This is a genomic window from Psychrobacter halotolerans (assembly GCF_039680845.1).
Taxonomy (GTDB): domain Bacteria; phylum Pseudomonadota; class Gammaproteobacteria; order Pseudomonadales; family Moraxellaceae; genus Psychrobacter.
In genome coordinates this window covers 219,212-245,724 of the sequence record NZ_JBDKWD010000002.1, presented here as the reverse complement: position 1 = coordinate 245,724, position 26,513 = coordinate 219,212, and the positions used below count along the sequence as shown (strand labels likewise).

Genomic DNA, 26,513 nt, shown 5'->3' with positions numbered 1-26,513 from the left:
AGAGAGTGCTATGCCGACCAACTTCCATGCCGATACCCCTCTTGCCCAGCGTATGCGGCCCACAACGCTTGATAGTATCATCGGTCAAACGCATTTGTTGGCAGCGGGAGCACCTTTGCGGCGTTTGGTAGAACAAGGACATCTGCCCTCAATCATTTTGCATGGCGAAGCTGGCATTGGAAAAACCACCATTGCCATGCTATTGGCTGACGCGGTTGACAGACCATTCCATGCGTTGTCCGCGCTCAATACTGGTGTGAAACAACTGCGTGAAGTTTTGGATAGCAAAGATTCACTCAGCTTTGAGTCACCTGTGGTATTTATTGATGAGATTCATCGCTTTAATAAAGCCCAACAAGATGCACTATTGGGTGCGGTAGAGTCTGGTGATATCACTTTAATCGGTGCCACGACAGAAAATCCTTCTTTTAGCGTCAATAATGCGTTGTTATCGCGCTGCCAAGTGTATCGTTTGCAACCATTGACGGCTGAGCAAATCAATGCTGTGTTACAGCGTGCCATCTTAGCAGACAATGTGCTCAAAAAACTGACGATTGATTTGCAAGCGCAAGAGACGATCAGCCAATTGGCACATGGTGATGCCCGAAAAGCATTGAATCTATTAGAGCTTGCTATTCAAACGGCTGATGCTAAGCAATCTCCCGTTGTCATCAATGATGAGCTAGTTAGCCGAGTCGCACAAACTGCGTTGGTTCGTTATGATAAAGACGGTGAGCAGCACTACGATATCGTCTCAGCAATGATAAAATCGGTACGTGGCTCTGACCCTGATGCCGCATTATATTGGATGGCACGAATGCTCGTTGGTGGTGAGCCTGCTGACTTTATCGCACGCCGTTTGGTTATTTTGGCCAGTGAAGACATTGGTAATGCTAACCCTAATGCCCTACTCCTTGCTGATACAGCGCTGCGTAGCGTGCAATCGATCGGTATGCCAGAAGCGCGTATTATTTTAGGTCAAGTCGTTGTCTATCTAGCGACCAGTGCCAAAAGTAATAGCACCTATAAAGCCATCAATGCTGCGATGACACTGGCAGAAAAAGACGCGTCGCCTGTGCCGCTCCATTTACGAAATGGGGTGACCAAGCTGATGCGCAATCAAGGATACGGTCAAGATTATCGCTATCCGCACGATTATCCCAACCACTATTATCCGCAAAGCTACTTACCTGATAACTTGATAGGAACGCGCTTCTATGAGTTTGCAGACAATCAAAAAGAGCAACATAACAAACAGTTTATGGATTGGCTAAAAAGTCAAAACGCCAGTAATGACTAATAACTGTAGTGAGCGGCAGAGCCAAAGCAAGCGCCTTTAAAAGAGCGGCTTTGTGACAGACAACCAAGATACGACTATTCGTAAAGCTGATAGCGGTTTTTGTCAGTCTAACCGATATAGTTTAGAGATGACGCAGCACATGGTGATAAAACGCGCTAAAATAGCATCATATTAATAGATATCAGCAATAAGTGAGAGACTGCTTTATCCTTGTTGTCACAAGCCTTGGACGTTTTGCTTAATCGTAACAGCGTTTTGTGCTATCGGCTGCTACAATGACTAAATAATGATTTGTATGCAGTATCCTCCTATTTATACATAATAAAATATTGAGATTTCCTATGAGTTTAAACACAATCCCTGAAATTATTGACGACATTCGTGCTGGCAAAATGGTCATTTTAATGGATGATGAAGACCGCGAAAACGAAGGTGATATTATTATGGCGGCGACCCATGTGCGTCCTGAAGATATCAACTTTATGATTACCCACGCTCGCGGTTTGGTTTGTTTGACGATTTCAAAAGCGCGTGGCGAGCAGTTGGCATTGCCACTCATGTCAGATCGTAATGAGGCAAAATTTAGCACCAACTTTACCGTATCCATTGAAGCGGCTGAAGGCGTGACCACAGGTATCTCTGCGGCTGATCGTGCGCGTACTATTCAAGCGGCAGTCGCATCATCTGCCAAAGCTGAAGACATCGTACAGCCAGGTCATATCTTTCCTATTATCGCGCAAGATGGTGGCGTCTTGCATCGTGCTGGTCACACCGAAGCAGGCTGCGACTTGGCAAGATTGGCAGGTCTTGAGCCTGCTTCCGTTCTTGTCGAAATCATCAATGCTGATGGCACCATGGCACGTCGTGATGATCTTGAGATATTTGCAAAAGAGCATGATATTAAAATAGGCACGATTGCCGATCTTATCAATTATCGTATCGCCAACGAGCAAACGGTTGAAGAAATTGAAACTCGTCCGTTTGAAACTGAATACGGCACCTTTACCTTGCATCGTTTCCGTGAGTTTGGTGCTGATGAGACGCATTTAGCATTGGTAAAAGGCGATGTGAGCGAAGGCGTCAGTACTGTGCGCGTACATGGGTTCCAGCCATTGCGCGACTTGTTTGCCGCCAAAAACGATATGACGGGTCGTAGCGGTTGGAGCGTACAATCTGCGTTAAAAGAGATCAGCGCATCAGAGCGCGGTGTCTTGGTATGGGTTGGCGACCATGATCCAGTAGATTTGGGAGAAGCGCTAGATAAAGCGTCAAACAACCAATCGCAATCAACGATTACCAAGCAGCCGTATCGCAGCATTGGAGTTGGCGCACAGATCTTACGTCATTTAGGCGTACGTGACATGCGCTTATTGTCATCGCCAATGAAATTTTATGCGTTATCAGGCTTTGATCTAAACGTGGTAGATTTTGTACATGCGCCAACGCAAGAGTAATCTTTGCTAGCACACTGGTTTTAAACCGCTTTATAAAAAGGCACGCTGATATGGAATCAGCGTGCCTTTTTATTTAACGATCCAATCTTTATTCTTTGCTATATTTTTAACTGATTAAAAATTTATATCACTTCAAGCTTTGGGTACATGACCAAATTTTTTCTCTAATGCGAACAAACGCTGACGCTCTGCTTCTGTCCAAGGCAATTTATCTTTGCCATTACTCTCTAAACGTACGATGACTGCCTCAGCCGTCGCGACAATTGTCTCTTGTGCAGTGCTGTAATAACTATACTCCAGCACGATGCTGGTGTTGCCCAAACGCTGGCAACGCACGCCTAACAACAAGGTATCAGGATACGTCACTGGCTTTAAATACTGACAGCTCGATTGTGCCAAAACCGTCATCATATTACCATCAAACATCTCTAAGGCTTCTAGATAGCCAATACGCGCTGATTCAGAGTAGCGATAATAAACCACATTATTTAGGTGGTTAAAAGCATCCATCTCTCCCCAATGTATGGGCTGATAATGAATGATAGGATAATGCGCCAAGGCCTCAGGGTGCTGATCGTCTAACAGATCGGCTGGTAAATTCACCATTTGTTTTGAGCTATGCATAACAGGATGTCTCTTATTTCTTGTACAAATAAAATTTTCAACTAGCGCTGGGGCTTGTTTAAAACTTGAGTGGTTAGTAAAGGGGTTGGCTTTGGCGCATTGGCGATCAACTGATCAAGCAGCGCTATGACTTCTGGAATATTAGTCGGTGCGGCATTGTTTTGTAAGTTGGTTTGGTCAGCTTTTGAGGCGGTAGCATCAGAGCCTAAACGCGCGGTTTTTGCATTAGCCGTTGTATTTGCTTGCGCCGTCATCTCCTTTGGCACTAGCGTTTTTAGCTGGTTTTGCGCTTGACGTAGATACCCTATGAACGGCTCTTTTTCACGCATATTGCTCGCTTGAATGGCCAGATTCAAGGTCATGATAACCTCGTGAACCACCAGTTGGCGACGCGTCAATACGTTATTAGCGGTGGTTTGAGACGCCTCATTAGCCGTTGCAACCCGTTCATGACTGTGCAAAAAATCTTGAATATTTTGAATGGCTAGATTTTGTAGTTGCCAAGGACTGGGCTGCGCACTTCTTGCTTGTAGGCGCTCGATATCTTTGATCAAACTTTGTTTGATGACGACGGTGAGCGCTGGCGCAATCTCATTATTGCTTTGTGAGAGCTGCCAGTGTAAACCTCGCAATAATTCTATTGCGGCACTGTCATTATTATCCACCAATAATCTGTCAGCGGCTTTGGTTTGAATACGGAGCAGATCAAGCTGGTTTTGCGCTTGACTGCTAGCCACAGCCCTTGGCTCCGGCAATGTCTGCTGACTCATGGCAAATAAGCGATCGTCCATCTCATTAAGACGACTCACTACCTGCTCGTTGCTTTGCAAACGCTCATTGACGTTTTGCTGGAAACGATGTTGGTTGATGTATAGTCCCAACAATGCCGCGATCAGTAATAAAATAACCAGCCACTGCAATCGCAACAAAAACATAGTCGCTTGCCGGCGCTGCTGAACAGTAGAGGGATCCTTAGATAACGATTTAGAATTCATTGACATAAGGCAGTACCGTTAGTGATAAATTTGAACATAGTTACCGCGAATAAGTAGAGAATAGATCATACTAGGTTGTCGCGTTAATCGCAGCAAGAATAGTCTCTGGTGCTAAGTCGTCTACTTGCCAATGATCTAACTGCTGCTTTGCCACTTGGTTGGTTAAGCGCGCCCCTAATACGATATAAGTAAAATCTGATAAGGTGAGTGTCTGCTGGTATTGCATCTCATCATCTGCGCTCATACAGTCTGATTGCGTCAAGGAAGAGGCTACTGAGGTTTCGTTCACCACCGTCATCCAATGCTCAAAAGCCGTTCCACTACTGATCACAACGATTGGCTTTGTTTGTTTGGATGGTGCAACTTTAGCATGACGGGTTAAAAATGCTTGTCGCCACGCTTGATACTGCACTCTAGCTGCAATCGGCATGACACGCTCATACCAAGCAATGCTATCGACATGAACACCGCGCGCTTGTAATGCATCGACCAATAACCGCCTTCCACCCAGCCCTCGCCAGATCAGCACCTTATCACCCGCCTGTAAGCGTTCAATTTCAGGCATCGCTAACATACCTTCATTATTGGCAGTTTTAGGTTGGCGGACTGGGTAGCTTGCCGTATCTAAATGCGCATGATTCAGCACAGTCGCGGTGGCGTCACCGACGGCGATAAGCGGGCTTGGTGACTTTAAGCGACCAAATACGGTTAGAACTTCTTGTTCATGAGGTCTGCCCTCTACCTCACGCTCCAATGTTTGCCAAACTGCCAACCCTGAAGCAGCAGCGGTCGGACTGACAATTACCAAGGCTTTATACTCGCCTATTAACCATTGGTGCATCTTTGTTACATCATCATCAGTCGTTGGCCGCGACTGTAGTGCCAACATTGGCATCTCGGCCACTGCTAATCCAGCGGCTTGCAAATGCTGGGTCAACAAGGCGGCACGCTCTACTGGTCGCGTATTGATAACCACTCGCGGCTCTGGCAAAGGATGCTCCACGGATTGATGTTCGCTCATAGACTAGGGCATATCCTCAATCTGAACAGTGAACGTTACAACGTTACAACGTTACATTGGTCAAAAATGGCCAAACAAAACGATGACCCAATAATAGATGCGTTATTCAGGGTGGTAGATTGCTGTTAGAATCTCGCCCGCCCCATCAGCGAGTAGTTGCTTTGCGACATCGATACCGAGCTGATTGGCCTGCGCTTCTTTTTCAACCTGCGTACCGGACAACGTTACTCGTTTTTCTGCCTTGAGCAGCTCACTACCATCGGCTTGACCCACACGGCCACGTAGCCATAAGACATTGCCATTGTCGTTATTGCCATCTTCACCATTGTCGTCGTTATTGACCTCGGTTTCATCCGCCATTTGTAGAACAGCATATGCTGCGATTGGGACTTGGCAGCCGCCTTCTAGATGACGGTTAAGGGCGCGCTCAGCTATAAGGCGGATACGAGCCTTGTCGTCATTGAGCGGCGCCAGTAATTTTAATACCTGATCATCACCGTCACGGCACTCAATGGCCAATGCGCCTTGCCCCACCGCAGGTAAGCAAGTATCAATATCAAGCTCGCCGCGTATGCGCGCATCAAGCTCAATACGTTGAAGCCCACTGGTTGCTAGAATAATGGCGTCATACTCGCCCGCATCCAGCTTACCTAAACGAGTCCCAACGTTACCGCGCAAGGTTTTGATCTGCAAATCTGGACGATAGGCTTTGAGTTGGCACTGACGGCGCAAGCTTGATGTCCCAACAACCGCCCCTTGTGGCAACTCATCAATATTCGCATAAGTGTTAGAGACGAATGCATCTGTTGGTGACGCGCGTTTGCAATAAACACCCAGCGTCAAACCTTCAGGCAACTGCATCGGCACATCTTTTAGTGAATGCACGGCAATATCTGCCTGTTTATCATACAAGGCTTGTTCCAGTTCTTTGACAAACAAACCTTTCCCACCGATTTTGGCCAAAGGTGTGTCCAAAATCTTGTCACCCTTAGTGACAATTTTTAGCAACTCAATTGTCAATTCAGGATACATCTCTGACAGACGATCACGAATGTGCTCCGCTTGCCATAATGCCAAAGGGCTCTGACGTGTAGCAATCGTTAAGGTAGTTAAGGCAGGTTGCTGCAAATTGCTCATAAAGGACCTCGATAATCTCAATACTAGACGCCCGCATTCAAAAAGACAGTAGACTTGCCATACAACATGGACAATATTAGTCACTGACTATAAATGCTGACGCAAAAAAATACCTCTATTTAAGCATAAATAAAGGCTTGATGATATGGGATGAGTTTGTCCATCGTAATATAGCGGACTACATGCTTTGAATCTTATCACGTAAGGCAGGTAAATGACGACGACTGACGGCCAACGTATCACTGATACCTTTAAAACGTATTTGGTATTGTCCGGCGTCCAACGTTTCTAAAAAGTCCAAAAACCCAAGGTTAATAATCGCGTTACGGTGCACTCGGAAGAGTCGATCCTCAAACTCTTGTTCCAGCTCTTTTAGTGTCTCATCAATCAATAAAATACCGTCTTTGTGACGCACTTTGACGTATTTTTGATCGGCCGTAAAGTAATAGATGTCTTTGAGCTTAATCAGTTCAACGCCGCGGTGCGTACGAGCAGCAATGTGCTCGCGTACGGGTCGTGCCGTTGGATCTTCCAGCTTACGAATCTCGTTTAACTGTGCCGCGTTCAGGCTTTTTGCTTTATTTAATGACTCTAACAATTCGTCTTTATTAGCAGGTTTTAATAGATAAGCAATCGCATTGGCTTTTAGCGCGGCTATTGCATAATGATCATACGCGGTCACAAATATAATCGCTGGTGGATGATCAAGTTGAGCAAGTTCTTGAGCACAGCGTACCCCATCCATCTCGGGCATACGAATGTCTAACAATATGATATCTGGCTGCTTGGTTTTTACGGCCACAATGGCTTGTATCCCGGTTGTCGCTTGAGCAACCACCTCGTGACCTGACTCCTGTACGATTCTGACCAAACGCTCACGCGCTAGTGGCTCATCATCACAAACTACAATACGCATGCAAACTCCTATCTTCCGGTAGACCGAATATATTTTCAATCGTACTGGCATTTATTGCCTTTATTTAGAATAGAAAATCTAATCCCTGAATAAAGAGACCACTTAGTCAAGAGATCTTCAAACTTAATTCTCTTAACTTACAGTCAATCTCTTTCTATTACTGATAAGTTTACTATAAAGCAATAAGCATGCCACGCTTATTTATTGAAGGAAGGTAGCAGAAGAGTAAGTGATAAAAAACAAACAGTTATAAACTCGTCGTTATAGACTGACAGGTTATAAATCGAAAGGTTATAAACCGACATCTTGTAACGGATAATCGATAACGGTGATGATTTGGGCGTTGGTTACCACACTTTTAATATCGGAATCATGACCGAAATAGGCTCGTAAACGCTCAGCTTGAATATAAAAATCCATGTGTTGACGCAAATCATGATTGATAATCAGCGTCTTTTGGGGAAGCTCGACACCAATCGTAATCGTCACGCGATGACTTTGCCACGTCACTTTAATATCTATATGGATCGTTTCAGTCGTCATCTCAACGACGTTAATCAACATTTTTTCCAAAACGCTTTGGAGGGTGAGAGCGGTGATCACCATGTCATACATGATGTCTTCATCGGGCAACTGCCAGCTTACCTCAAGTTTGTCTGCCAAACGGCTCGCTTCAATTTCTAGATAATGCTCACAAAGGGCAATCTCTTCTTCAAAACTGATCTCATGAGCGCCTGTAAAGCTGGCTCGGAACAGCGCAGACACGTGCTGCAATAAAGAAGCTGCTTTTGCTGGATTGGATTCCATAAGCGACACAAGCGTATTTAGCGTATTAAAGAAAAAGTGCGGCGCAATGCGGGCTTTGATTAAGTCGTTTTGAGTGGCCAACTTATACTCAAATGAGAGTCTAAGCGCATTGAGTTCGCGATAAATACGTAGAAAATACAGTAAAAATATTAAAGTAAAACCGCCCGTACATAGCGTATCAAACAGCAAACTCAAGATAAATTCTCGAGGGTGATACGACATCCATCCCATATTTACCATGATAAGGAGCACAAACGTTGTCGCTACAATAGACGCAAACATCAGCAGCAGTACAACTCGAATGCTTACACTTAAGGTACTGGCTTTTTTAAAAGTGGGTCGCAGATAGTCAATCAGATACAGTGAAGGCATCACAATCAGAACGTCTTGGATAAACCTACCCAAAAACCGAATCAGAAACTCCGACCAAGTGGCCAAACCTTGGCGTTCAATCACCGTGATAAACAGTGACCAAAAAAAAATGTACAGCATCCACTGCCAAGGTCTCAAGATTTTCATGAGCTTGGGAATAAAAAACTCTAAGCGCTCCGCTAGTAAGGCAACCTCATCCTTTGCTATACTCGAGTTCTTATTCTCTTGACTTGTCCTGTATCGATATGAATGCCAATTCTTCAAACCATAGTAATCCTGAATCGAATATGAATACCTCTGTCTCTGATTCTAGCACAGATGTTTCTACAACAAATAACGCTTCACAAAACACCACTGAAGGCGCTCAGGGCCAACAGATGTGGGGTGGCCGTTTTAGTGAGGCGACCGACAGCTTCGTAGCAGCCTTTACCGCATCCGTTGGTTTCGATCAACGTTTTGCCCGTCACGATATTCAAGGCTCAATTGCCCACGCGACCATGCTTAAAGAGTGTGGCATTTTAACGGCTGAAGAAGTGGCCACCATTATTGACGGCCTTCATCAAGTGCTGCGCGAAATCGAAGCGGGCGAGTTTAACTGGTCGATCGCGCTTGAAGATGTGCACATGAACGTTGAGTCACGTTTAACTGATATCATCGGTTCGGTCGGCAAAAAACTGCACACGGGGCGTAGCCGCAATGATCAGGTCGCCACCGACATTCGTCTTTGGTTACGTGAAGAGACGGATAATATTATTGCCTTGCTGGTGCGTCTGCAAAGCGGTCTGCTGGACTTGGCTGAGCAGCATACCTTGACTATTATGCCAGGCTTTACCCATCTACAAACCGCCCAGCCTGTCAGCTTCGGGCATCACGTCATGGCATGGTTTGAGATGTTGTACCGTGATACTGAACGCTTGGTCGACGCCCGCCGCCGTATCAATCAGATGCCACTTGGTAGCGCCGCTCTTGCTGGCACGACCTTCCCTATCGATCGTACCATTACCGCAGAGTTGCTGGGTTTTGAAGGCATTTGCCAAAACTCACTGGATGCGGTGTCAGATCGTGATTTCGCCATTGAATTTACCTCAGCGGCCTCGATTCTCATGATGCATATGTCACGCATGAGTGAAGAGATTATTCTTTGGATGTCGGCGCAGTTTAACTTTGTGCAAATACCAGATCGCTTCTGTACTGGCTCATCCATCATGCCGCAAAAGAAAAATCCAGACGTCCCTGAATTGGTACGTGGTAAAGCAGCGCGAGTGTTCGGTCAATTGATGACGCTACTTAGCCTAATGAAAAGTCAGCCACTGGCCTACAATAAAGACAACCAAGAAGACAAAGAGCCACTTTTTGATTGCGTTGATACATTGACGGGTTCGCTATTGGCCTTTGCTGATATGCTACCGAACATCACACCAAACGTTGATGCGATGCGAGCTGCCACCATGAAAGGTTATGCAACCGCGACTGACTTGGCCGATTACTTAGTGCGCAATGGTGTCGCATTCCGTGACGCCCATGAAGTCGTCGGTAACGCTGTCGCGCTCGGCATTAAAGAAGGCGTTGATTTAAGTGACTTGTCGTTGGCACAGTTAAAACAGTTTAGCGATGCCATTGGTGATGATGTGTTTGACTACCTAACGCTAGAAGGATCACTGGCTGCTCGTGATCATTTAGGCGGTACCGCGCCCAACCAAGTTAAGCAAGCAGTCGTTAATGGGCGTTCGCGTTTAAAAGCGTTTGCCTAAGATTTCAATGAAGAAGCTTGCTTAATGCTTGTACAAAAAACACCCGTCTCAGTAGCGGGTGTTTTTTTGTTTGTCACCGAATCCAAAAACTATAACGATAGTCAGCTTAGACTAAAAAGGACATACTTATAATAGCGTTTTGCTGGGATAAATTTTTCTCGCTTGCTGTGTGCTTCGCACTCCAGAGGCTTCGAAACATAAATCCCAGCAATACTACATTCTTTTTGAAGTGAATCGGCTATATATACCAGATACCCTTTGCTAAATCTTATAAGACCGTTATCATAGATAAACAAACTTATCTGATTAGACCTTTTACTATAAAAAAATAAGGAATACTTTATGACTGAGACATTTAACCCGCAAGCCAATACCGTATTTTGCCGCAAATATAAGCAAGAATTGCCAAAAATGCCGCATCCACCTTTCCCCAATAAAAAAGGCCAAGAACTACAAGACACGGTATCTGATAAAGCATGGAAAGAATGGCTTGAGCATCAAACCATGCTGATTAATGAAAATCACTTGAGCATGATGGATCCTGAAGCCAAAAAATTCTTAACAGAGCAGCGTGATAAGTTTTTGGACAATGAAGATTATGAGCGCGCCCAAGGCTGGACGCCCGAAAGCTAGCCATCAATTTTTGATTTATCCCTCTCATAAAAAAGCTCATAAAAAAACGCGCTATATCACTATAGCGCGTTTTTTATAAATTAGGATAACCATTAACTTACATGGCTCAATCGGCATCGCTGTCCGATGATTCAAGATCTGTCAACGACATGGTTGACAGGGTATTCACTTGCCGCGCTGCCATACGGTCATTGGCTTCCTGTACTGCCTTTTCAACCTTTGTATAGTCGGAGTGACGCACATCTTGGCCGCTACTATAGTTGATGACCAATTCAGCCACGTTTTGAGCATGGTCGCCAATCCGCTCAAGCGCGCGCAGTACCCACATAATGTTAATCACTTTTGAGACGTGCCGCGAGTCTTCCATGATATAAGTCATTAACGCACGAATGGCCGACTGGTACTCGTCGTTGACCATGTCATCATTACGCATGACTTCAAATGCTTGCTCCGCATTGGACTGACTAAACGCTTCTAGGGCATTATGCAGCATCAAACGAACTTGGTTGCTAAGGTGTTGTACTTCGGCATAACCGTAAGAGGACTTACCTTGTGAGGTGATTTTTTTGGCCATTTGCGCAATTTTTACGGCTTCATCGCCAATGCGTTCTAAATCAACCACGCCTTTACTGATGGACATGACTAAGCGTAAATCACTGGCAGCTGGCTGGCGTTTGGCCACCAATAACAAGATATGTTCATCCAGCTCCACTTCCCTGCGATTGATTTCGAAGTCCATATCGATGACCTCTTGCGCGAGCGTCTCATCTTTATCAATAAGGGCATGAATGGCTTTGGCAACTTGGTTGGCTGCGCTATCGCCCATGTACAAAAACAGACGGATGGCTTCATCGAGATCTTGATCGAAACTTTTAGAGATATGCTTGTCACTTTGCATAAGAGATATTCCCTGAAATCCATATTTTAATAGCGGGCGGTGCTTTATGAGTCGAACGCGCCGACTCACAAAATCTTATTAAACGTCTCAAAATCTCAAGCTGGTTCTACCCTTTTGATCAACCATAACGACCAGTGATATAGTCTTCCGTCGCTTTTTGATTCGGTTTGGTGAATATCTGATCGGTTTCACCCATCTCAATCATATCGCCTAAGTACATATAGACGGTGTAGTCCGACACGCGCGCCGCTTGTTGCATATTGTGCGTCACAATCGCGATGGTATAGTCATTTTTTAAGTCTTCGATCAAATCTTCGATAGCGCCAGTTGAAATCGGGTCAAGGGCGGAAGTTGGCTCATCCAGTAGCAACACCTCAGGCTTGGTGGCGACGCTACGGGCGATACAAAGACGCTGCTGCTGACCGCCTGATAATGACAGTCCAGACGCTTTTAGCTTGTCTTTTACCTCAGGCCACAATGCCGCTTTTTTTAGCGCCCATTCGACACGATTATCTAGCTCAGCTTTGCTCAATTTTTCATAAAGACGCACGCCAAAGGCGACATTGTCATAGATCGACATCGGAAATGGCGTTGGTTTTTGAAACACCATGCCGACTTGAGCGCGTAGTAAATTCACATCGACGTCTTTGCCCAAGATGTTTTTGCCATCAAGATTGATTTGGCCTTCTGCACGCATACCGGGATACAGATCATACATACGGTTAAAGGTACGTAATAGCGTGGACTTGCCGCAGCCTGAAGGACCGATAAAGGCCGTCACTTTTTTGTCTGGAATGTCGATATTGATGTTTTTAAGGGCTTTAAAATCACCATAATAAAAACTTAAGTCACGAATCTGCATTTTGGCATCAGGCATGTTTTTAGGAATGTCATGAAGCGTTTGCTTGGTGAGACTGGCAATATCTGGCTGTTCCATTTGTTTGCTAGTAGACTTGGATCTATTCAATAGATTGTCTGTCGTCTCATTGAAGCGATCGGGCGTCTTTTTGGTGCGAACTTTGCTCATGACGTCATTCATAGTCTTATCCAACCTAGCTCAATTAAAATTCGTATAAATTCAAATGCTGCTTATTACTAATGCTTACTAATAATACCTGTTACTGTCGATCTTTTGTCAGTTTTATTTGGTCTGACCGCGGCCGCCGATAAACCGCGCAATCACATTTAGTGCCAAGACAGAACCTGTGATTAACAGTGCCGCTGCCCACGCCAACGTGTGCCAGTTTTCGTAAGGGCTCATCGCAAACTGATAAATGGTGTTGGGTAAGTTGGCGATGGGTTGACCCATATCGGTACTGAAATACTGATTGTTCAGCGCGGTAAACAGTAAGGGCGCCGTTTCACCCGTGATTCTAGCGAAAGCCAATAACACCCCAGTGGTAAGACCCGCTTTAGCGGCCTTGATAGTCACTTGTGTGACCATTTTCCATTTGGGTGTGCCGAGTGCATAAGCCGCTTCACGAATGCTATTGGGCACCAGATTAAGCATGTTTTCGGTGGTACGTACCACCACAGGAATCACAATCAATGCCAACGCCAACGCGCCTGCCCAACCAGAAAAGTTTTGACCTTTTACCATGAGCGCATAAATAAACAGACCAATCACAATCGAGGGTGCTGACAGCAAAATATCGTTCAAAAAGCGCGTCACCTTGCCCAGCATACTGCCTTGCGAAAACTCAGATAAATAAATACCGGTCATCAGTCCAATCGGCGCGCCAATAAACAATCCTGAAAACGCCAGCATGATTGAGCCAACAATGGCGTTACGCAGACCGCCGGCACTCATCGGCGGCGGTGTATCTGCCGTAAATACAGGCAGCTGTACGATACCTTGAAAGCCTTCAATAAACAGCGTCAGTAGAATCCAAAACAGCCAAAACAAACCAAACACCATCGCCGACATCGCAAAGCCGAGACCCAGCTTATTGGCCCAGCGGCGTTTGTTATACAGGCTGCGGTTATAACGACCCTCAAAGCCTGTATTCACTGGTAGTGGCGCATTGATTGTATTGTTAGAAAGCATAAAATTTGTGTCCCGTTTTTTTGTCAGTACTTATAACCGTCAACATGTCCATAGCCAACCGAACGACTAGCGGTTACCCGCTTTGTTGTCCATGCGCATCAGCATTAGCTTGGCAAGCGACAAGACGATAAAGGTAATGACAAATAGGATTAAGCCTAAATGTAGTAAAGAGGCCAGATGTAGCTCACTCGACGCTTCAGCAAATTCATTGGCCAAGGCAGAGGTAATCGTGACGCCAGACGTAAAGAGACTTGGACTGATATTAAAGGCGTTACCAATTAAGAACGTTACGGCCATAGTTTCGCCCAGTGCCCGACCCAATCCCAAAATAACACCGCCGACCACGCCCGCTTTGGTATACGGCAGGATAATCTTAAACATGACTTCCCACGTCGTGGCGCCCATGCCGTAGGCGGATTCTTTCAACAAATCTGGCACGACAGAAAAAACGTCACGCATGGTCGCTGCGATAAAAGGAATAATCATAATGGCAAGCACTAATGAGGCTGTAAACATTCCCAGCCCCATCGGCGCACCCGTAAACAGCTTACCAATAACAGGCAAAGGACCAACATGCTCGATAAACCATGGCTGAATGTGATCACCAAAAAAAGGCGCAAATACAAACAATCCCCACATACCATAAATAATGGAGGGGATACCTGCCAATAGCTCAATGGCAATACCGAGCGGTTTTTTCAAAAACTTTGGGCACATTTCTGTCAAAAATATAGCAATACCAAAACTGACTGGCACAGCGATGATAATGGCAATAAACGATGTCACCAACGTGCCGTAAATAGGCGCTAATGCCCCATATTCATTGCCGACTGTGTCCCAGTTATTGCTGGTATAAAAACCAAGACCAAATTCTTGAATGCTCGGCCACGCGCCGACGATTAAGGAGACTAAGATGCCGCCTAAAGATAAGAGTACCAGTATGGCAAAAGCCTTGGTTGCATTGACAAATAACGTATCGTAACGTCTTTGTTTGGCCAGTTGGGACCTTAAGTCATTCATAAGTGTCTCAGCATTCAATAGGATCAAATCAAAAGATTAGAAGTATTACGCGGGTTTTATGACAACAAACTTAACAAGCAGAAGCGGAGACGTTAAACAGTAGAATCCATCAAAATGATGATTAAATTTGCTGTGATAAAACCTCTCAAACCATTACCGGAGAATAGTGATTTGAGAGGGTAACTGGAAAATAATTAAACAGTTATTAAAGTAGCTATATTACTGAGCAGGCTTGTAGACAGGTTGTCCATCGCTACCTTTTACATCGTTCCATTTGGCTTTAAACAATGCCACTGCCGTGTCTGAGAAAGGCACATAATCTAATGCCATGGCACTATCATCGCCTTGGCTATAAGCCCAGTCAAAGAAGTTCAATACGCCAGCCACTTGCTGAGGATTCTCTGGTTGCTTATGAACCAAGATGAAGGTTGCAGCAGCGATTGGCCATGCTTGCGCAGTTTCAGAGTTGGTAATAACTTTATAAAAACCGTCTTGTTTTGACCAGTCAATATCACCCGCCGCGGCAAATGTTTCTGCAGATGGCTGTACGATGTTGCCCGCTGCGTTTTTAAGCGCTGTGTGTGACATGTTGTTTTGCTTGGCGTAAGCATACTCAACATAACCGATAGAGTTTTTCATACGGTTGACGTAGCTTGATACGCCTTCGTTGCCTTTACCACCAGCACCAGTTGCAGAGGTTGGCCATTTAACCGTTTTATCAACACCGACCGTATCATTCCAATCTGTTGACACTTTGGCCAAATAATCTGTGAAGTTAAAAGTCGTGCCTGAACCGTCTGAGCGGAAAACGGTGGTGATCGCCGCATCAGGTAGGGTCAAATCTGGGTTCATAGCAGTGATAGCAGGGTCATTCCATTTGCTAATTTTACCTAGATAGATATTGGCTAAGGTTTCGCCATCTAGTTTCAACTGACCAGGCTCAATGCCATCGATATTCACGATTGGTACCACGCCGCCGATGACGGTTGGGAACTGAATAAGACCAGATTCTTCAAGTTCTTCAGGCGTCATTGGCGCATCAGAGGCACCGAAATCAACAGTTTTTGATTGAATTTGTTTGATACCGCCAGAAGAGCCGATTGATTGGTAGTTAACTTGACCGCCAGTCGCAGCGTTGTAGTCAGCAGACCATTTGGCATAGATAGGCTGCGGGAACGAAGCACCTGCGCCTGTAATGTTCATGGCAATGTTTTCAGCAGATTTAAAACCCGTGCCAGCAGCAGGGGCGGTGCTAGTGGTTGCAGTACCAGTGGTTTCAGTCGTGGTAACAGGAGCACTACTAGTATCAGCAGCGGTCTCTGTCGTTTCGGTCGATTTATTACACGCCGTAAGTGCTAAGGTACAGCTGACGGCCACTGCTAATAATGAATAACGCATGTAGGACTCCTAAAGTTTGACAACGATACAAAAAAACATTGTTTGTGACATGCGAGCTATAGTGACAAGTTTTTATGACAGTTTAATGACAACCTTTTTAATCTTTTATTTTGAGTCAAAGTTAGCCATTCATTTTTGCAGAACGTCTATCGTCAATATGACTAGAATCGAAACACAACCTTATGATGCGAGCCTAATGCAATTTTTTTGCAGACTCTGTCAGTATAGAAACAGACACAAGTACAGCAGGCAAAGAGAATCTGGGTCAGTCTCGCTATATTTTTTATGGGCAACATAGTTTTGGCAAAATATTTATCTTTAAATATCATTAGCCGTTAAGATAGGAATTTGCTAGTATAAAGTTGATTTACAACACTGACAGACTCGGGGTGCGGTGTCATATTGGCCTGTTTTAGTAAACTTGCTTTATTAAAATAGTCGCCTTTATACATTCGCTGAGAGATCACCCGCCGAACCTGATGCGGTTAGTACCGACGCAGGGAAGTCTTAGGCTTATGTTCTATATGTACAAAGGGCGCGCAGAAATGCCTTGTTATTATTGCCAACGTTTAGCAGCGGTTTTTTGCCGTTGTATGGCTTTAATAATTTGTGTCCATCAATCTTTGAGTGAATTACTACGCCTCGTTTTGGGCGCACGTTTGCTTTTTGACTGTATTTGTTCATTGCATACGGCTTCACCCCGCAGCGACTGGCGGTGTTGATTTTATTCAAAAACCAACACGCTAGGACAGCATATGAAACCTTCAGATATTCAAACAACATCGAACGTACAAAACCCTCAAATCCATACGCCAAATAGTGACGCGACTGCTACTTCACCGATGACTGATACTTCACCGACGACTGATACAATCAACAGCAAATCTGACAAAAAGTCTGAGGCGCTAAAGACCCCTGCTCACCGCACGGCAAGTGACGTACGCTTTGAAGAAGATGCCCGCGACCTTCATCGTATCCTCCCCGCCTCCAAAAAAGTCTATATCGAGGGCTCGCGTCCTGACATTCAAGTGCCCATGCGCGAAATCAGCTTAGCAAACACACCCATTCAAGGCGTGGAGGAGTCAAGTTGGGAACAAAACCCACCGTTTTATGTGTATGACACTTCAGGCGTTTATACCGACCCCAATGTCGATATCGACTTAACCCGTGGTCTGCCAAAACTGCGCGAACACTGGATTGCCGAGCGCGGCGACACCGAGCAGCTCAGCGGTCTATCCAGCTCGTACGGGCAAGCACGGGCACGCGATATCAGTACTGCCAATCTAAGATTTGCTCATATCGATAAGCCGCGCCGTGCCAAAACAGGCGAAGGGCTGGCAGGTAATGTCACCCAAATGTACTACGCGCGCCGTGGCATCATCACCCCTGAGATGGAATATATCGCCATTCGCGAGACGCAAAAGCAGCACGAGCTGACAGATATGCGCCAACATGATGGTGAGAGCTTCGGTGCCAACACGCCTCAAATCATTACACCTGAATTTGTGCGCAGTGAAGTGGCGGCAGGACGCGCTATTATTCCCAATAATATCAACCATCCTGAGTCTGAGCCGATGATTATCGGGCGCAATTTTTTGGTGAAAATCAATGCCAATATTGGTAACTCAGCGCTTGGTTCTTCTATCGATGAGGAAGTATCAAAAATGACGTGGGCAACGCGTTGGGGCGCGGATACCATTATGGATCTGTCAACGGGCAACCACATTCATGAAACGCGTGAATGGCTCATTCGTAACTCGCCTGTACCAATTGGCACCGTCCCGATTTACCAAGCACTAGAAAAAGTTGATGGCGTGGCAGAAGATTTGACGTGGGAGATCTTCCGCGACACTCTAATTGAGCAAGCAGAACAAGGCGTTGATTACTTCACCATTCACGCGGGTGTTTTGCTCCGTTACGTACCATTGACCGCAAAACGCCTGACGGGTATTGTGTCGCGCGGCGGTTCTATCATGGCGCAGTGGTGTCTTGCCCATCATAAAGAGAGTTTTTTGTACACGCATTTTGAAGACATCTGCGAGATTATGAAGCAGTATGATGTGGCCTTTAGTTTGGGCGATGGTCTGCGTCCGGGCTGCTTACAAGATGCCAATGATGAGGCGCAATTTGGTGAGCTGCGGACACTTGGCGAGTTGACAAAAGTGGCTTGGCAGCACGATGTACAGGTGATGATCGAAGGACCCGGACATGTGGCGATGAACCGTATTAAAGAAAATATGGACTTGCAGCTTGAGCTATGTGCGGATGCGCCGTTTTATACCTTGGGGCCTTTAACCACCGATATTGCGCCGGGTTACGACCACATCACCAGTGCGATTGGCGCGGCCATGATTGGCTGGTTTGGCACCGCCATGCTTTGTTATGTGACACCTAAAGAACACTTAGGTTTGCCCAATAAAAAGGATGTTAAGGACGGCATTATCACCTATAAGATTGCCGCCCATGCCGCCGACCTTGCCAAAGGTCATCCGGGTGCGCAGGCACGTGACAATGCCTTGTCCAAAGCCCGTTTTGAGTTCCGCTGGGACGATCAATTTAATCTGGCGCTTGACCCTGATACGGCGCGTGAGTTTCATGATGAAACTTTGCCAAAAGACGCGCATAAATCCGCGCACTTTTGCTCTATGTGCGGACCAAAATTTTGCTCAATGAAAATTACGCAAAACGTGCGTGAGTATGCAGCAGGACTTGATAAAGATGCTATTAATAAAAAGGTAACTAGCGAAAAAGTCACGCCGCAATCAGGTGATTTAAGCGATGCGGATCATTTGATCAAAAAAGTCGATACAGAACTGGTCGGACAAGTGGGTGAAGCCAGTAGCGAGGAAGTCCGTCAAGGTATGGCAGAGATGATGGAAAGATACAATAAGGAAGGACGTCAATTGTATAAAGAGGTTTGATTGTTTAATATTTAATGCTTAAGCTTAAATCTAGTCGCTAGGTTTAAGCTTTTTTTGCATCTAATTTTGAGTGTTGCGGAAGAACCCGTTTCAAATAAGAATCGCATAACTTCATAATGATTAGATAAAAAGGCAAAACTAGTGGGTAGCCAAAGATAACAATCAAAAATGTATAGCCATGATACTTGCTAGCATGCTCACCTAGTAACCAGTCTATAAAGTAAATTTTATAGAAAACTATTATCAATGCTATGAGAGGCATAATAAACACTCCCAACCAAAGGATTATTTTTGCTTGTTTAGAACGCCTTTTGTGACTCGAACGCAACGATCTATAATGCATAAAACCAAGTAATACTATCGATACTAAAAACACTACTCTTCCATCTAAATCAATCAGCCATTGAGCCAAAGAACTTGGTGGCTGACGGTAGGATATTTCTAATACATCTTTAGGGATGCGATCAAAATGCCACTTGGACTCTGTGGTTATCTTCCCGCCTACAGGCTTTCCAAGATTAGTCTTCAAGTATTGCGACTCATCAGCAATCTTTAGATTAACGGTCAGGTCACCAAAGCTTTTCCAAGTTTTAGCAGGTTTTAATGAATAGCTATAGATATATTGATTGGTCCAATCACTACGGTTTATTGTAGGATAGGCAGAATATTGAACGTTAACGACATGAGTGCCTTCGCTTAAGTTTATCTCAAAATATTTAGCGCTATTATTGAACTGTACAGACATATCCGTTTCCGGATCATAATAAGCGGGCAGTGAGTTTGACTGACTTTCATCGTCATAATTTATCAGTACTGGTACCGTTTGCCCATCCACTTCAACTTTAAAACTGTCGTCTGCATGACTACCTACACGATCAAATACTTCAAAAACCAAAGGTATTCGATAGCCCTCTTCAGCGCTATAAACCTCATAAGTAACATCATAGTTAGCGTGCTTAAAACCTTTATCAATATTGATGTCTATGGTTTCAGATAGTATATCGATATCTTTGCTTGAATAGGCCGTACCAACATTGGTGCCGTCGGTAGTAGGTGATGCCATATTGGCATAGCTGAGTATGCTATGACTTAATAAAAACAACCCTAAAACAATAAAGCGAGCCACAATATCTCCAAAGAATTAAAACAAACTTAAGTTTACTATTAATCTAGTGTAGATACCATTAAAAAAATCCCAGCAAACTTAAAGTCAGCTGGGATTATAATTTTTTTTAATTTCTATTGATTAAACCTTTGACGCCTCATAAATTGCTTGGATTGAAGTATTAATCGTATTGGCAAACTCGCTATCGCTTTGCTGACGGCTCAAGCCTTCGGTAAAGGCACGCGAGAAACTGGCAATGATACCAGGATTTTGTCTGAGCTTAGCGCAAGCCTCGTCACGGCTATAACCGCCAGACAATGCGACCACTTTGAGCACTTTTGGATGATCAATCAATTCTTGATAAAACCCTGCTTCTTCAGGCAGCGTCAGTTTTAGCATCACTTGATGCTCATCGTTTAAACGATCAAGATTGCGCAAGAGATTGGCTTTTAGCAGCACTTCGCATTCATGCTTGTTGGCACTATCGATGTTGACCTCAGGCTCGACGATAGGCATTAATCCTTTTGAGAGGATTTGTTTAGCAACATCGAACTGCTGCTGGACGACCAGCTCAATACCGTCGACATTTGGCTCATAAATCACAGAGCGCATTTTGGTGCCAAATATTGGAAAACTCTTTGCTTTATCTAATAAAGCGTCTAAATCTGGCATGGGACGCATGACTTGCACACCGCTCATTTGCTCAGCCAATCCTTTATCGACTTTTAAAAATGGCACAATATGTTTGTCTTCCCACAAGTAGTTGGCCGTCGATTTACCGTTGACTTCACGTTTCATGGTATCTTCAAATAAAATCGCGCCAAGCACCCGCTCGTTATCAAACGCGTCACAGGTCATAATACGGGTACGCATCTCATGCACCAAATCAAACATCGCGTCATCGTTGTCATAATCCTTATCGGTGACACCGTAATTCTCCAACGCCTTTGGCGTACTACCGCCACTTTGATCAAGGGCGGCAATAAAACCCGAACCATTTTTGATACGTTGTAATTGCTTGTCGTATTCCATTGAGAATGCATCCTATTTTTATTTATTGAAGTCAAAGATCACAAATGATTGGCTTATTGTCAGTGTTATAAGCTTCATTATTTTTAGACAACCTTATCATAGGACACTTTGCCTGCCTATATACGATACGTTAACGCTTTTGTAAACTCATCCACAGCCCGCAATCCATAGATCCTACTTTTAAGCCAAAAACAGCACCCCTACACAACCAATTGCCAGCAGTAGACCCAGCATATTAATACGGTTTAATGTCTCCTTAAACACGCCAACGCCGATCAAGGTAGCAACGGCGATCACGCCAACATTCATACCAGTGAAGACGATACTTGGCGAGTCGGACAACACTTGATGCGCGCGTATGTACGCATAGATATTGCCAACGTTCAACGCGCCCAATAGCACCCCAGCTGCCAACGCATTGCCTTGCCAGCGTACACGAGTGATCAATAGATAAATGAACAATAACAATCCTGCCAAACCAAAACTCACCAACAAAGTGAGTGGAAAAGCAGCGCCCTGTTTGGCAACTTGTTTAAACAAAATATCAATGATGCCATAACCTGCCCACACGCCAAATAGCAAAAGCGGTGTGTATTTGGCCGCTTTATTGACGCTCGTATGCTGCGGGCGATAGACCAAGGCACCCAGCGCCAAAAACCCCAATACCAATCCAAAAACCCGCGTACCAGTCAGTACTTCACCAAATAATAAAAAAGCGGCCACAATGGGGATAATCAAGGACAAGCGTTGAGCGGCATCGGTCGCAACCATACCCACTTCCTCAATAGTACGTCCAAGAATGATAAATACGGCGGGTAGTAATACGCCAAGCGCAATGATAATGCCCCACGCATGACCCAGTGATCCGATCTCGCTTGTTTCAGGTTTTAGCAAAACCCATGTCAGCAAAAAAGCCACCGGATAGCCTGCCACGATTGTTTGGCGTATGTCTATGTTTTTTTGGCGCAATATCTTTAGCAGTACCGAAACGGCAACACTACAAAGTACCGCTATCGTTAAATACATCATCAGCTTTTACCTGTTTAAACCGCATTTTTGCGTGATTGTTATTCGTCTATTAAGGATAAGGCATTACTGATATTCACCGCTTTTAAGTTGAATATCTATGCCATTGGTTTTTATGCCATTGTTCTTTATTAAACTGTTCTTTATCTAATCGAGATTTATCGATATAAAACGAGAGCAGAGTGCAGAATTACTCAAAGCTATAGAATGTAACAAAGTATTTCGACTCCAGCAATCTATTTATCGCTTTTAATACCTCAACAAAACGTATGGTCAGTGGCTTGGCAATTACAATTCATCTGCAGGTCGAATTGGGAAATTTGTTAAAATAATCGCTATCCCTAATAACAAAAGTAAAGATTCAAAATAACGAGTGATATCGTTGATTTTGACGTACTGCTATTGATGTTTGATAACTGCCTATGAATGCTTTATTTCGCTTTTTTGAAAATCGCCTCCCTGCCTTTCCTGAAACGCCTATGCCTTTGCCATCACCGCGTGATGGCATGCTTAAATTTATGTGGGCGTGTACCAACGGCCTGCGTGGTTGGCTGTTGCTATTCATGATTTTGTCCGCAGGTATTGGTATCTATGAGGCGATGCTATTTGCTTGGATTGGTAATATCGTTGACTGGCTAGGCGTCTATACACCGGAGAATCTATGGCTAGAAAAAGGCGATATGCTCCTTTTGATGCTGGCGGTCATGATCGTCAGTCCAATATGGATTGCCTTGTCATCGTTTGTGCATTTTCAAACCTTGCAAGGGGTATTTCCCATGCAAATGCGCTGGCGTTTTCATCAGCGTATGCTTGGACAGTCGATGCAGTTTTATCAGGACGAGTTTTCAGGGCGCGTATCGGCAAAAGTGATGCAAACTGCCTTGGCAGTGCGTGATACGGTCATGACGGTCACCGACATGTTTATGTATGTCGCGGTCTACTTTATTACCTCAGGCGTCATTTTGTTCAATCTAGACAGTTTATTATTGATTCCCTTTGTCATTTGGCTCATCTTGGTTGCGCTGTGCATTTGGTACTTTATTCCCAAGCTAAAACTGACCGCTATTGTACAAGCCGATGCGCGCGCGCTCATGACAGGTCGTATTACTGACGCTTATGCCAACATCATGACCGTCAAGCTTTTTAGTCATTCACGTCGTGAGCTGAGCTATGCCAAAAACGCCATGGGGCAATTTTTAGGCACGGTACATGCGCAAATGCGCTGGGTCAGCTATCTAGAAGTTTCAACCCATATGATCAGTGTCATTTTGGTTAGTAGCACGGCTGGTATTAGTATTTATCTGTGGCAACAAGGCGCGGTCGGCGTTGGCGCGATTGCCGCGGCAACAGCGATGGCGTTGCGTTTGAACGGTCTGACACGCTGGATTATGTGGCAAACCGCCAGCCTATTTGAAAGTATTGGTACCGTGCAAGATGGCATGCGCACCTTGTCTGCCCCGCAAAAAATCGTCGATAAACCGAATGCACCAGTTCTAAAAGTCACTGATGGCCGTATCGTGTTTGATCATGTTGATTTTAGTTATGAGCACGATGACAACACAGATCTAGAAGGTGAGCATATAGATGAAGTAAACGCTTCGACAGCCACAACGACCAAACTTCTCGACAACTTCTATTTGGATATCAAACCTGGCGAAAAAATTGGTTTGGTGGGACGTTCAGGCGCGGGTAAATCAACCTTGGTCAATCTGCTATTACGCTTTTTCGATGTCGACAAAGGTAAAATTTTACTCGACGGGCAAGCCATTGACGAGGTCGCGCAAGAGTCTTTACGGCAACAAATCGGTATGGTCACTCAAGATACGTCCTTATTGCACCGTACAGTACGTGAAAATATCGCCTACGGTCGTCCTGATGCGACCGATGAGGAAATCATTATTGCCGCCAAACAAGCGCAAGCATGGGACTTTATCAAAGACTTGTACGATGATAAAGGTAACAAAGGTCTTGATACGCAAGTGGGTGAGCGCGGCGTCAAACTCTCCGGTGGCCAACGCCAGCGTATCGCCATCTCACGCGTTATGTTAAAAAATGCTCCGATATTGCTATTGGATGAAGCGACCAGTGCGCTGGATTCTGAGATTGAGTTTGCCATTACGGAAAGTTTGAATGACATCATGACGGGCAAAACGGTCATTGCCATCGCCCATCGTCTCTCTACCATTGCCGCCCTCGATAGACTGATCGTCATGGATAAAGGACAGATTATTGAGCAAGGCAGTCATGATGAGCTATTGGCAATGCATGGGGTTTACGCGCGCTTGTGGCATCGTCAAAGCGGCGGCTTCTTGGGTGAAGACAGTTAATGCTTGCAAAAGAATAGTTATATTTACTTTACTTTAAAAGGCATTACGGTACTACTGGGGTAAATTTTGCGAAGCCTCTGTCATGCCTATGACAGCCAGCGAGAAAAATTCATACCAGTAGAACAATATTCGTTTGATCAATAATAGGCTTTGGACATAGCGATGACTGACCTGTTTGCACCCGCCCCTACAGACAACTTATTGCCTTATGATGGTCAGGTCAATGACTTGGGTATGGTCGTTGATGAACCAAGTGTTCTCTATAATGGCCTGTTAACCGAGCTGCCTTGGCAGACCGATATCGTTACCTTATTTGGCAAAACACATATCACGACTCGCCAAATTGTCTGGATGGGCGAAGCGGATACCAAATATCAATATTCAGGACACACACGTCGAACGATTCCTTGGTCAGAGACCGTGTTTCACGTGAAACAACGCATTGAGCAAGCTCTAAAAGAGATTGGTATTTCGGTCGAGTTTAATTCATGTCTACTGAATTACTACCCCTCAGGAGCTGATGGCATGGGCTATCACGCTGATGATGAAAAAGAGCTGGGTCACCAGCCGATTATCGCCGCGCTCTCATTAGGGGCTACCCGTAAGTTTGTTTTTAAGCATAAAAAAACCCAAGACAAAGTCGAGCTTTATCTTGAGTCTGGTCAGCTGATTGTGATGCATGGCGATACGCAAACGTTTTGGAAGCACACCATTACTAAAACCAAAACCGTTGCAGATGGGCGCATTAGCCTGACGTTTCGCTGTATGGTGAGCGCTTAACGTAAAGCGCTCTTACTCTATGCTAGTTAACCACTTACGCCTGTTGTTCCTGACGATCTAAAAAACGCTCGCGGTAGCATTGATAAGCCGCTTCACAAACGCTGGCTGTATAGTTGGCATTGACACCACCTGCGACCACCGCTCCTACTGCTGGAATGATTTGCGCCGCTTTGGTCTTAACCATATTTGTCGCCACTTTGGTCGCTGTCTGACGCAATACTCGCGACATGACCTCCTCATTGACTTGATTAAACGCCAATGTTTCCGGATCTTTCACCATCTTATAGGTATTATCGAGCGCCGCGTTACGCTCCTCAGCAGAAGAAGAAGTAGCCACAGCCAACAATGACATGGCAAATAATTGCTCGCCTTCTTTATTGATATCAAAGCCATAATAAGTGGCATATTCTCCAATGGCACGCAGGTTGGCAGTAATCAAACCCACCACATCAGCAGGAATACCTAACCAACCCGCCACCCCTGTAGTGACCCCTTGCGCACTGGTCAGTGCCACATATTTGCTTTTAAACAGTTTAACCTGTTTATCAACCACGGCAATGGGCAAGCGTTCAATGTCAGAAAGCGTCTTTATAGAAGAACCGGCGATATCAGACTCTTCCTGATAAGCATCGACAACTTTTTGAGTGTCTAGCGTCCAATTGGCCGCATCACTTAAGCGCGTAATGGTTTGTTCAGTGGCATTTTTTAATGTCTCACCAAACTGCGGCGCATTCATCAATGCATCACCTGCGCTAGCGATAGGAGCGTTTATTACGTTGAGTGCTTTATCCAATATACCTTTATCAGGGTTTTTCCAAGCATCTACTTCTTCACGCACTTGTGCCTTATAAGCCGCATGATCAGTCACTTTTTCATCGGTATTCTTATTGTCCGTGTTCTTACTGTCCGTAGTCTTATTAATAGTCATATTACTCCCGTTTCAAAAACT

General features: G+C 44.9%; 22 protein-coding genes and 1 riboswitch. Of the genes, 7 read left to right on the top strand and 15 right to left on the bottom strand.

Annotated features, from left to right (window positions below):
* The first annotated feature begins 10 nt into the window (after positions 1 to 10).
* Together AAJP47_RS04745 and ribBA are read left to right on the top strand one after the other, a co-directional pair.
* Complete coding sequence (locus AAJP47_RS04745; protein ID WP_346716761.1) at positions 11 to 1,300, top strand: replication-associated recombination protein A; 1,290 nt, start codon at positions 11 to 13, stop codon at positions 1,298 to 1,300.
* Between the two features lie 341 nt (positions 1,301 to 1,641).
* Positions 1,642 to 2,754, top strand: coding sequence for a bifunctional 3,4-dihydroxy-2-butanone-4-phosphate synthase/GTP cyclohydrolase II (gene ribBA, locus AAJP47_RS04740; RefSeq protein WP_346716760.1), 1,113 nt, complete (start codon positions 1,642 to 1,644; stop codon positions 2,752 to 2,754).
* 132 nt (positions 2,755 to 2,886) lie between these two features.
* Here the strand turns inward: ribBA and AAJP47_RS04735 are convergent, their stop codons facing one another.
* The 6 genes from AAJP47_RS04735 to AAJP47_RS04710 form a co-directional block, all read right to left on the bottom strand.
* Positions 2,887 to 3,378: an acyl-CoA thioesterase gene (locus AAJP47_RS04735; protein ID WP_346716759.1), complete on the bottom strand. Its 492-nt coding sequence runs from the start codon at positions 3,376 to 3,378 to the stop codon at positions 2,887 to 2,889.
* A gap of 41 nt (positions 3,379 to 3,419) precedes the next feature.
* Positions 3,420 to 4,379: a hypothetical protein gene (locus AAJP47_RS04730; protein ID WP_346716758.1), complete on the bottom strand. Its 960-nt coding sequence runs from the start codon at positions 4,377 to 4,379 to the stop codon at positions 3,420 to 3,422.
* Between the two features lie 64 nt (positions 4,380 to 4,443).
* On the bottom strand, positions 4,444 to 5,394 hold the full coding sequence (locus AAJP47_RS04725; RefSeq protein WP_346716757.1) for a uroporphyrinogen-III synthase: 951 nt from the start codon (positions 5,392 to 5,394) through the stop codon (positions 4,444 to 4,446).
* 102 nt (positions 5,395 to 5,496) lie between these two features.
* The gene (gene hemC / locus AAJP47_RS04720; protein WP_346716756.1) at positions 5,497 to 6,531 is read right to left on the bottom strand and encodes a hydroxymethylbilane synthase; all 1,035 of its coding nucleotides are present in this window, start codon (positions 6,529 to 6,531) and stop codon (positions 5,497 to 5,499) included.
* 178 nt (positions 6,532 to 6,709) lie between these two features.
* Positions 6,710 to 7,447, bottom strand: a complete 738-nt coding sequence (locus AAJP47_RS04715) for a LytR/AlgR family response regulator transcription factor (protein WP_346716755.1) — start codon at positions 7,445 to 7,447, stop codon at positions 6,710 to 6,712.
* Between the two features lie 291 nt (positions 7,448 to 7,738).
* Positions 7,739 to 8,746: a histidine kinase gene (locus AAJP47_RS04710; protein WP_346716754.1), complete on the bottom strand. Its 1,008-nt coding sequence runs from the start codon at positions 8,744 to 8,746 to the stop codon at positions 7,739 to 7,741.
* 257 nt (positions 8,747 to 9,003) lie between these two features.
* Here AAJP47_RS04710 and argH point away from each other — a divergent pair, with 257 nt between their 5' ends.
* Together argH and AAJP47_RS04700 are read left to right on the top strand one after the other, a co-directional pair.
* A complete protein-coding gene (gene argH / locus AAJP47_RS04705) occupies positions 9,004 to 10,377 on the top strand; it encodes an argininosuccinate lyase (protein WP_346717098.1) in 1,374 nt (457 codons plus the stop codon).
* A gap of 342 nt (positions 10,378 to 10,719) precedes the next feature.
* Complete coding sequence (locus tag AAJP47_RS04700; protein WP_193005813.1) at positions 10,720 to 11,010, top strand: oxidative damage protection protein; 291 nt, start codon at positions 10,720 to 10,722, stop codon at positions 11,008 to 11,010.
* A gap of 106 nt (positions 11,011 to 11,116) precedes the next feature.
* Here AAJP47_RS04700 and phoU read toward each other — a convergent pair whose 3' ends face one another.
* The 5 genes from phoU to pstS form a co-directional block, all read right to left on the bottom strand.
* Entirely contained in the window at positions 11,117 to 11,908 is a 792-nt protein-coding gene (gene phoU, locus AAJP47_RS04695) for a phosphate signaling complex protein PhoU (RefSeq protein ID WP_346716753.1), read from the bottom strand.
* A gap of 118 nt (positions 11,909 to 12,026) precedes the next feature.
* Entirely contained in the window at positions 12,027 to 12,947 is a 921-nt protein-coding gene (gene pstB / locus AAJP47_RS04690) for a phosphate ABC transporter ATP-binding protein PstB (protein ID WP_497198682.1), read from the bottom strand.
* Between the two features lie 102 nt (positions 12,948 to 13,049).
* On the bottom strand, positions 13,050 to 13,955 hold the full coding sequence (gene pstA / locus AAJP47_RS04685) for a phosphate ABC transporter permease PstA (RefSeq protein ID WP_346716752.1): 906 nt from the start codon (positions 13,953 to 13,955) through the stop codon (positions 13,050 to 13,052).
* A gap of 66 nt (positions 13,956 to 14,021) precedes the next feature.
* Positions 14,022 to 14,975: a phosphate ABC transporter permease subunit PstC gene (gene pstC / locus AAJP47_RS04680; protein WP_346716751.1), complete on the bottom strand. Its 954-nt coding sequence runs from the start codon at positions 14,973 to 14,975 to the stop codon at positions 14,022 to 14,024.
* 219 nt (positions 14,976 to 15,194) lie between these two features.
* A complete protein-coding gene (gene pstS, locus AAJP47_RS04675; RefSeq protein WP_346716750.1) occupies positions 15,195 to 16,373 on the bottom strand; it encodes a phosphate ABC transporter substrate-binding protein PstS in 1,179 nt (392 codons plus the stop codon).
* A gap of 375 nt (positions 16,374 to 16,748) precedes the next feature.
* A riboswitch (TPP riboswitch) is annotated at positions 16,749 to 16,893 on the top strand.
* A gap of 322 nt (positions 16,894 to 17,215) precedes the next feature.
* On the opposite strand from pstS, the gene thiC reads away from it, so the two are divergent.
* A complete protein-coding gene (gene thiC / locus AAJP47_RS04670) occupies positions 17,216 to 19,294 on the top strand; it encodes a phosphomethylpyrimidine synthase ThiC (protein WP_346717096.1) in 2,079 nt (692 codons plus the stop codon).
* A 43-nt stretch (positions 19,295 to 19,337) separates the two neighbouring features.
* Here the strand turns inward: thiC and AAJP47_RS04665 are convergent, their stop codons facing one another.
* From AAJP47_RS04665 to AAJP47_RS04655, 3 genes are all read right to left on the bottom strand, one after another.
* The gene (locus AAJP47_RS04665) at positions 19,338 to 20,420 is read right to left on the bottom strand and encodes a cytochrome b family protein (RefSeq protein ID WP_346716749.1); all 1,083 of its coding nucleotides are present in this window, start codon (positions 20,418 to 20,420) and stop codon (positions 19,338 to 19,340) included.
* Between the two features lie 120 nt (positions 20,421 to 20,540).
* Entirely contained in the window at positions 20,541 to 21,431 is an 891-nt protein-coding gene (locus AAJP47_RS04660; protein ID WP_346716748.1) for a fructose bisphosphate aldolase, read from the bottom strand.
* Between the two features lie 180 nt (positions 21,432 to 21,611).
* A complete protein-coding gene (locus AAJP47_RS04655; RefSeq protein WP_346716747.1) occupies positions 21,612 to 22,460 on the bottom strand; it encodes a DMT family transporter in 849 nt (282 codons plus the stop codon).
* A 419-nt stretch (positions 22,461 to 22,879) separates the two neighbouring features.
* Here AAJP47_RS04655 and AAJP47_RS04650 point away from each other — a divergent pair, with 419 nt between their 5' ends.
* Together AAJP47_RS04650 and AAJP47_RS04645 are read left to right on the top strand one after the other, a co-directional pair.
* Positions 22,880 to 24,784, top strand: a complete 1,905-nt coding sequence (locus tag AAJP47_RS04650) for an ABC transporter ATP-binding protein (protein ID WP_346716746.1) — start codon at positions 22,880 to 22,882, stop codon at positions 24,782 to 24,784.
* A 162-nt stretch (positions 24,785 to 24,946) separates the two neighbouring features.
* On the top strand, positions 24,947 to 25,564 hold the full coding sequence (locus tag AAJP47_RS04645) for an alpha-ketoglutarate-dependent dioxygenase AlkB family protein (RefSeq protein ID WP_346716745.1): 618 nt from the start codon (positions 24,947 to 24,949) through the stop codon (positions 25,562 to 25,564).
* A 34-nt stretch (positions 25,565 to 25,598) separates the two neighbouring features.
* On the opposite strand, the gene AAJP47_RS04640 is transcribed toward AAJP47_RS04645, so the two are convergent.
* Positions 25,599 to 26,492: an EcsC family protein gene (locus tag AAJP47_RS04640; RefSeq protein WP_346716744.1), complete on the bottom strand. Its 894-nt coding sequence runs from the start codon at positions 26,490 to 26,492 to the stop codon at positions 25,599 to 25,601.
* Positions 26,493 to 26,513: the final 21 nt, after the last annotated feature.

Bases quoted from the DNA above. Each gene is read 5' to 3' on its own strand.
- AAJP47_RS04725 (WP_346716757.1), bottom strand. From the start codon at position 5,394: ATGAGCGAACATCAATCCGTGGAGCATCCTTTGCCAGAGCCGCGAGTG.
- argH (WP_346717098.1), top strand. From the start codon at position 9,004: ATGTGGGGTGGCCGTTTTAGTGAGGCGACCGACAGCTTCGTAGCAGCC.
- AAJP47_RS04640 (WP_346716744.1), bottom strand. From the start codon at position 26,492: ATGACTATTAATAAGACTACGGACAGTAAGAACACGGACAATAAGAAT.
- AAJP47_RS04650 (WP_346716746.1), top strand. From the start codon at position 22,880: ATGAATGCTTTATTTCGCTTTTTTGAAAATCGCCTCCCTGCCTTTCCT.
- AAJP47_RS04660 (WP_346716748.1), bottom strand. From the start codon at position 21,431: ATGGAATACGACAAGCAATTACAACGTATCAAAAATGGTTCGGGTTTT.
- pstA (WP_346716752.1), bottom strand. From the start codon at position 13,955: ATGCTTTCTAACAATACAATCAATGCGCCACTACCAGTGAATACAGGC.
- AAJP47_RS04730 (WP_346716758.1), bottom strand. From the start codon at position 4,379: ATGTCAATGAATTCTAAATCGTTATCTAAGGATCCCTCTACTGTTCAG.
- phoU (WP_346716753.1), bottom strand. From the start codon at position 11,908: ATGCAAAGTGACAAGCATATCTCTAAAAGTTTCGATCAAGATCTCGAT.
- pstC (WP_346716751.1), bottom strand. From the start codon at position 14,975: ATGAATGACTTAAGGTCCCAACTGGCCAAACAAAGACGTTACGATACG.
- pstB (WP_497198682.1), bottom strand. From the start codon at position 12,947: ATGAATGACGTCATGAGCAAAGTTCGCACCAAAAAGACGCCCGATCGC.
- AAJP47_RS04745 (WP_346716761.1), top strand. From the start codon at position 11: ATGCCGACCAACTTCCATGCCGATACCCCTCTTGCCCAGCGTATGCGG.
- AAJP47_RS04715 (WP_346716755.1), bottom strand. From the start codon at position 7,447: ATGCGTATTGTAGTTTGTGATGATGAGCCACTAGCGCGTGAGCGTTTG.
- AAJP47_RS04735 (WP_346716759.1), bottom strand. From the start codon at position 3,378: ATGCATAGCTCAAAACAAATGGTGAATTTACCAGCCGATCTGTTAGAC.
- ribBA (WP_346716760.1), top strand. From the start codon at position 1,642: ATGAGTTTAAACACAATCCCTGAAATTATTGACGACATTCGTGCTGGC.
- AAJP47_RS04710 (WP_346716754.1), bottom strand. From the start codon at position 8,746: ATGCTGTACATTTTTTTTTGGTCACTGTTTATCACGGTGATTGAACGC.
- hemC (WP_346716756.1), bottom strand. From the start codon at position 6,531: ATGAGCAATTTGCAGCAACCTGCCTTAACTACCTTAACGATTGCTACA.
- thiC (WP_346717096.1), top strand. From the start codon at position 17,216: ATGACTGATACTTCACCGACGACTGATACAATCAACAGCAAATCTGAC.
- AAJP47_RS04655 (WP_346716747.1), bottom strand. From the start codon at position 22,460: ATGATGTATTTAACGATAGCGGTACTTTGTAGTGTTGCCGTTTCGGTA.
- AAJP47_RS04645 (WP_346716745.1), top strand. From the start codon at position 24,947: ATGACTGACCTGTTTGCACCCGCCCCTACAGACAACTTATTGCCTTAT.
- AAJP47_RS04700 (WP_193005813.1), top strand. From the start codon at position 10,720: ATGACTGAGACATTTAACCCGCAAGCCAATACCGTATTTTGCCGCAAA.
- pstS (WP_346716750.1), bottom strand. From the start codon at position 16,373: ATGCGTTATTCATTATTAGCAGTGGCCGTCAGCTGTACCTTAGCACTT.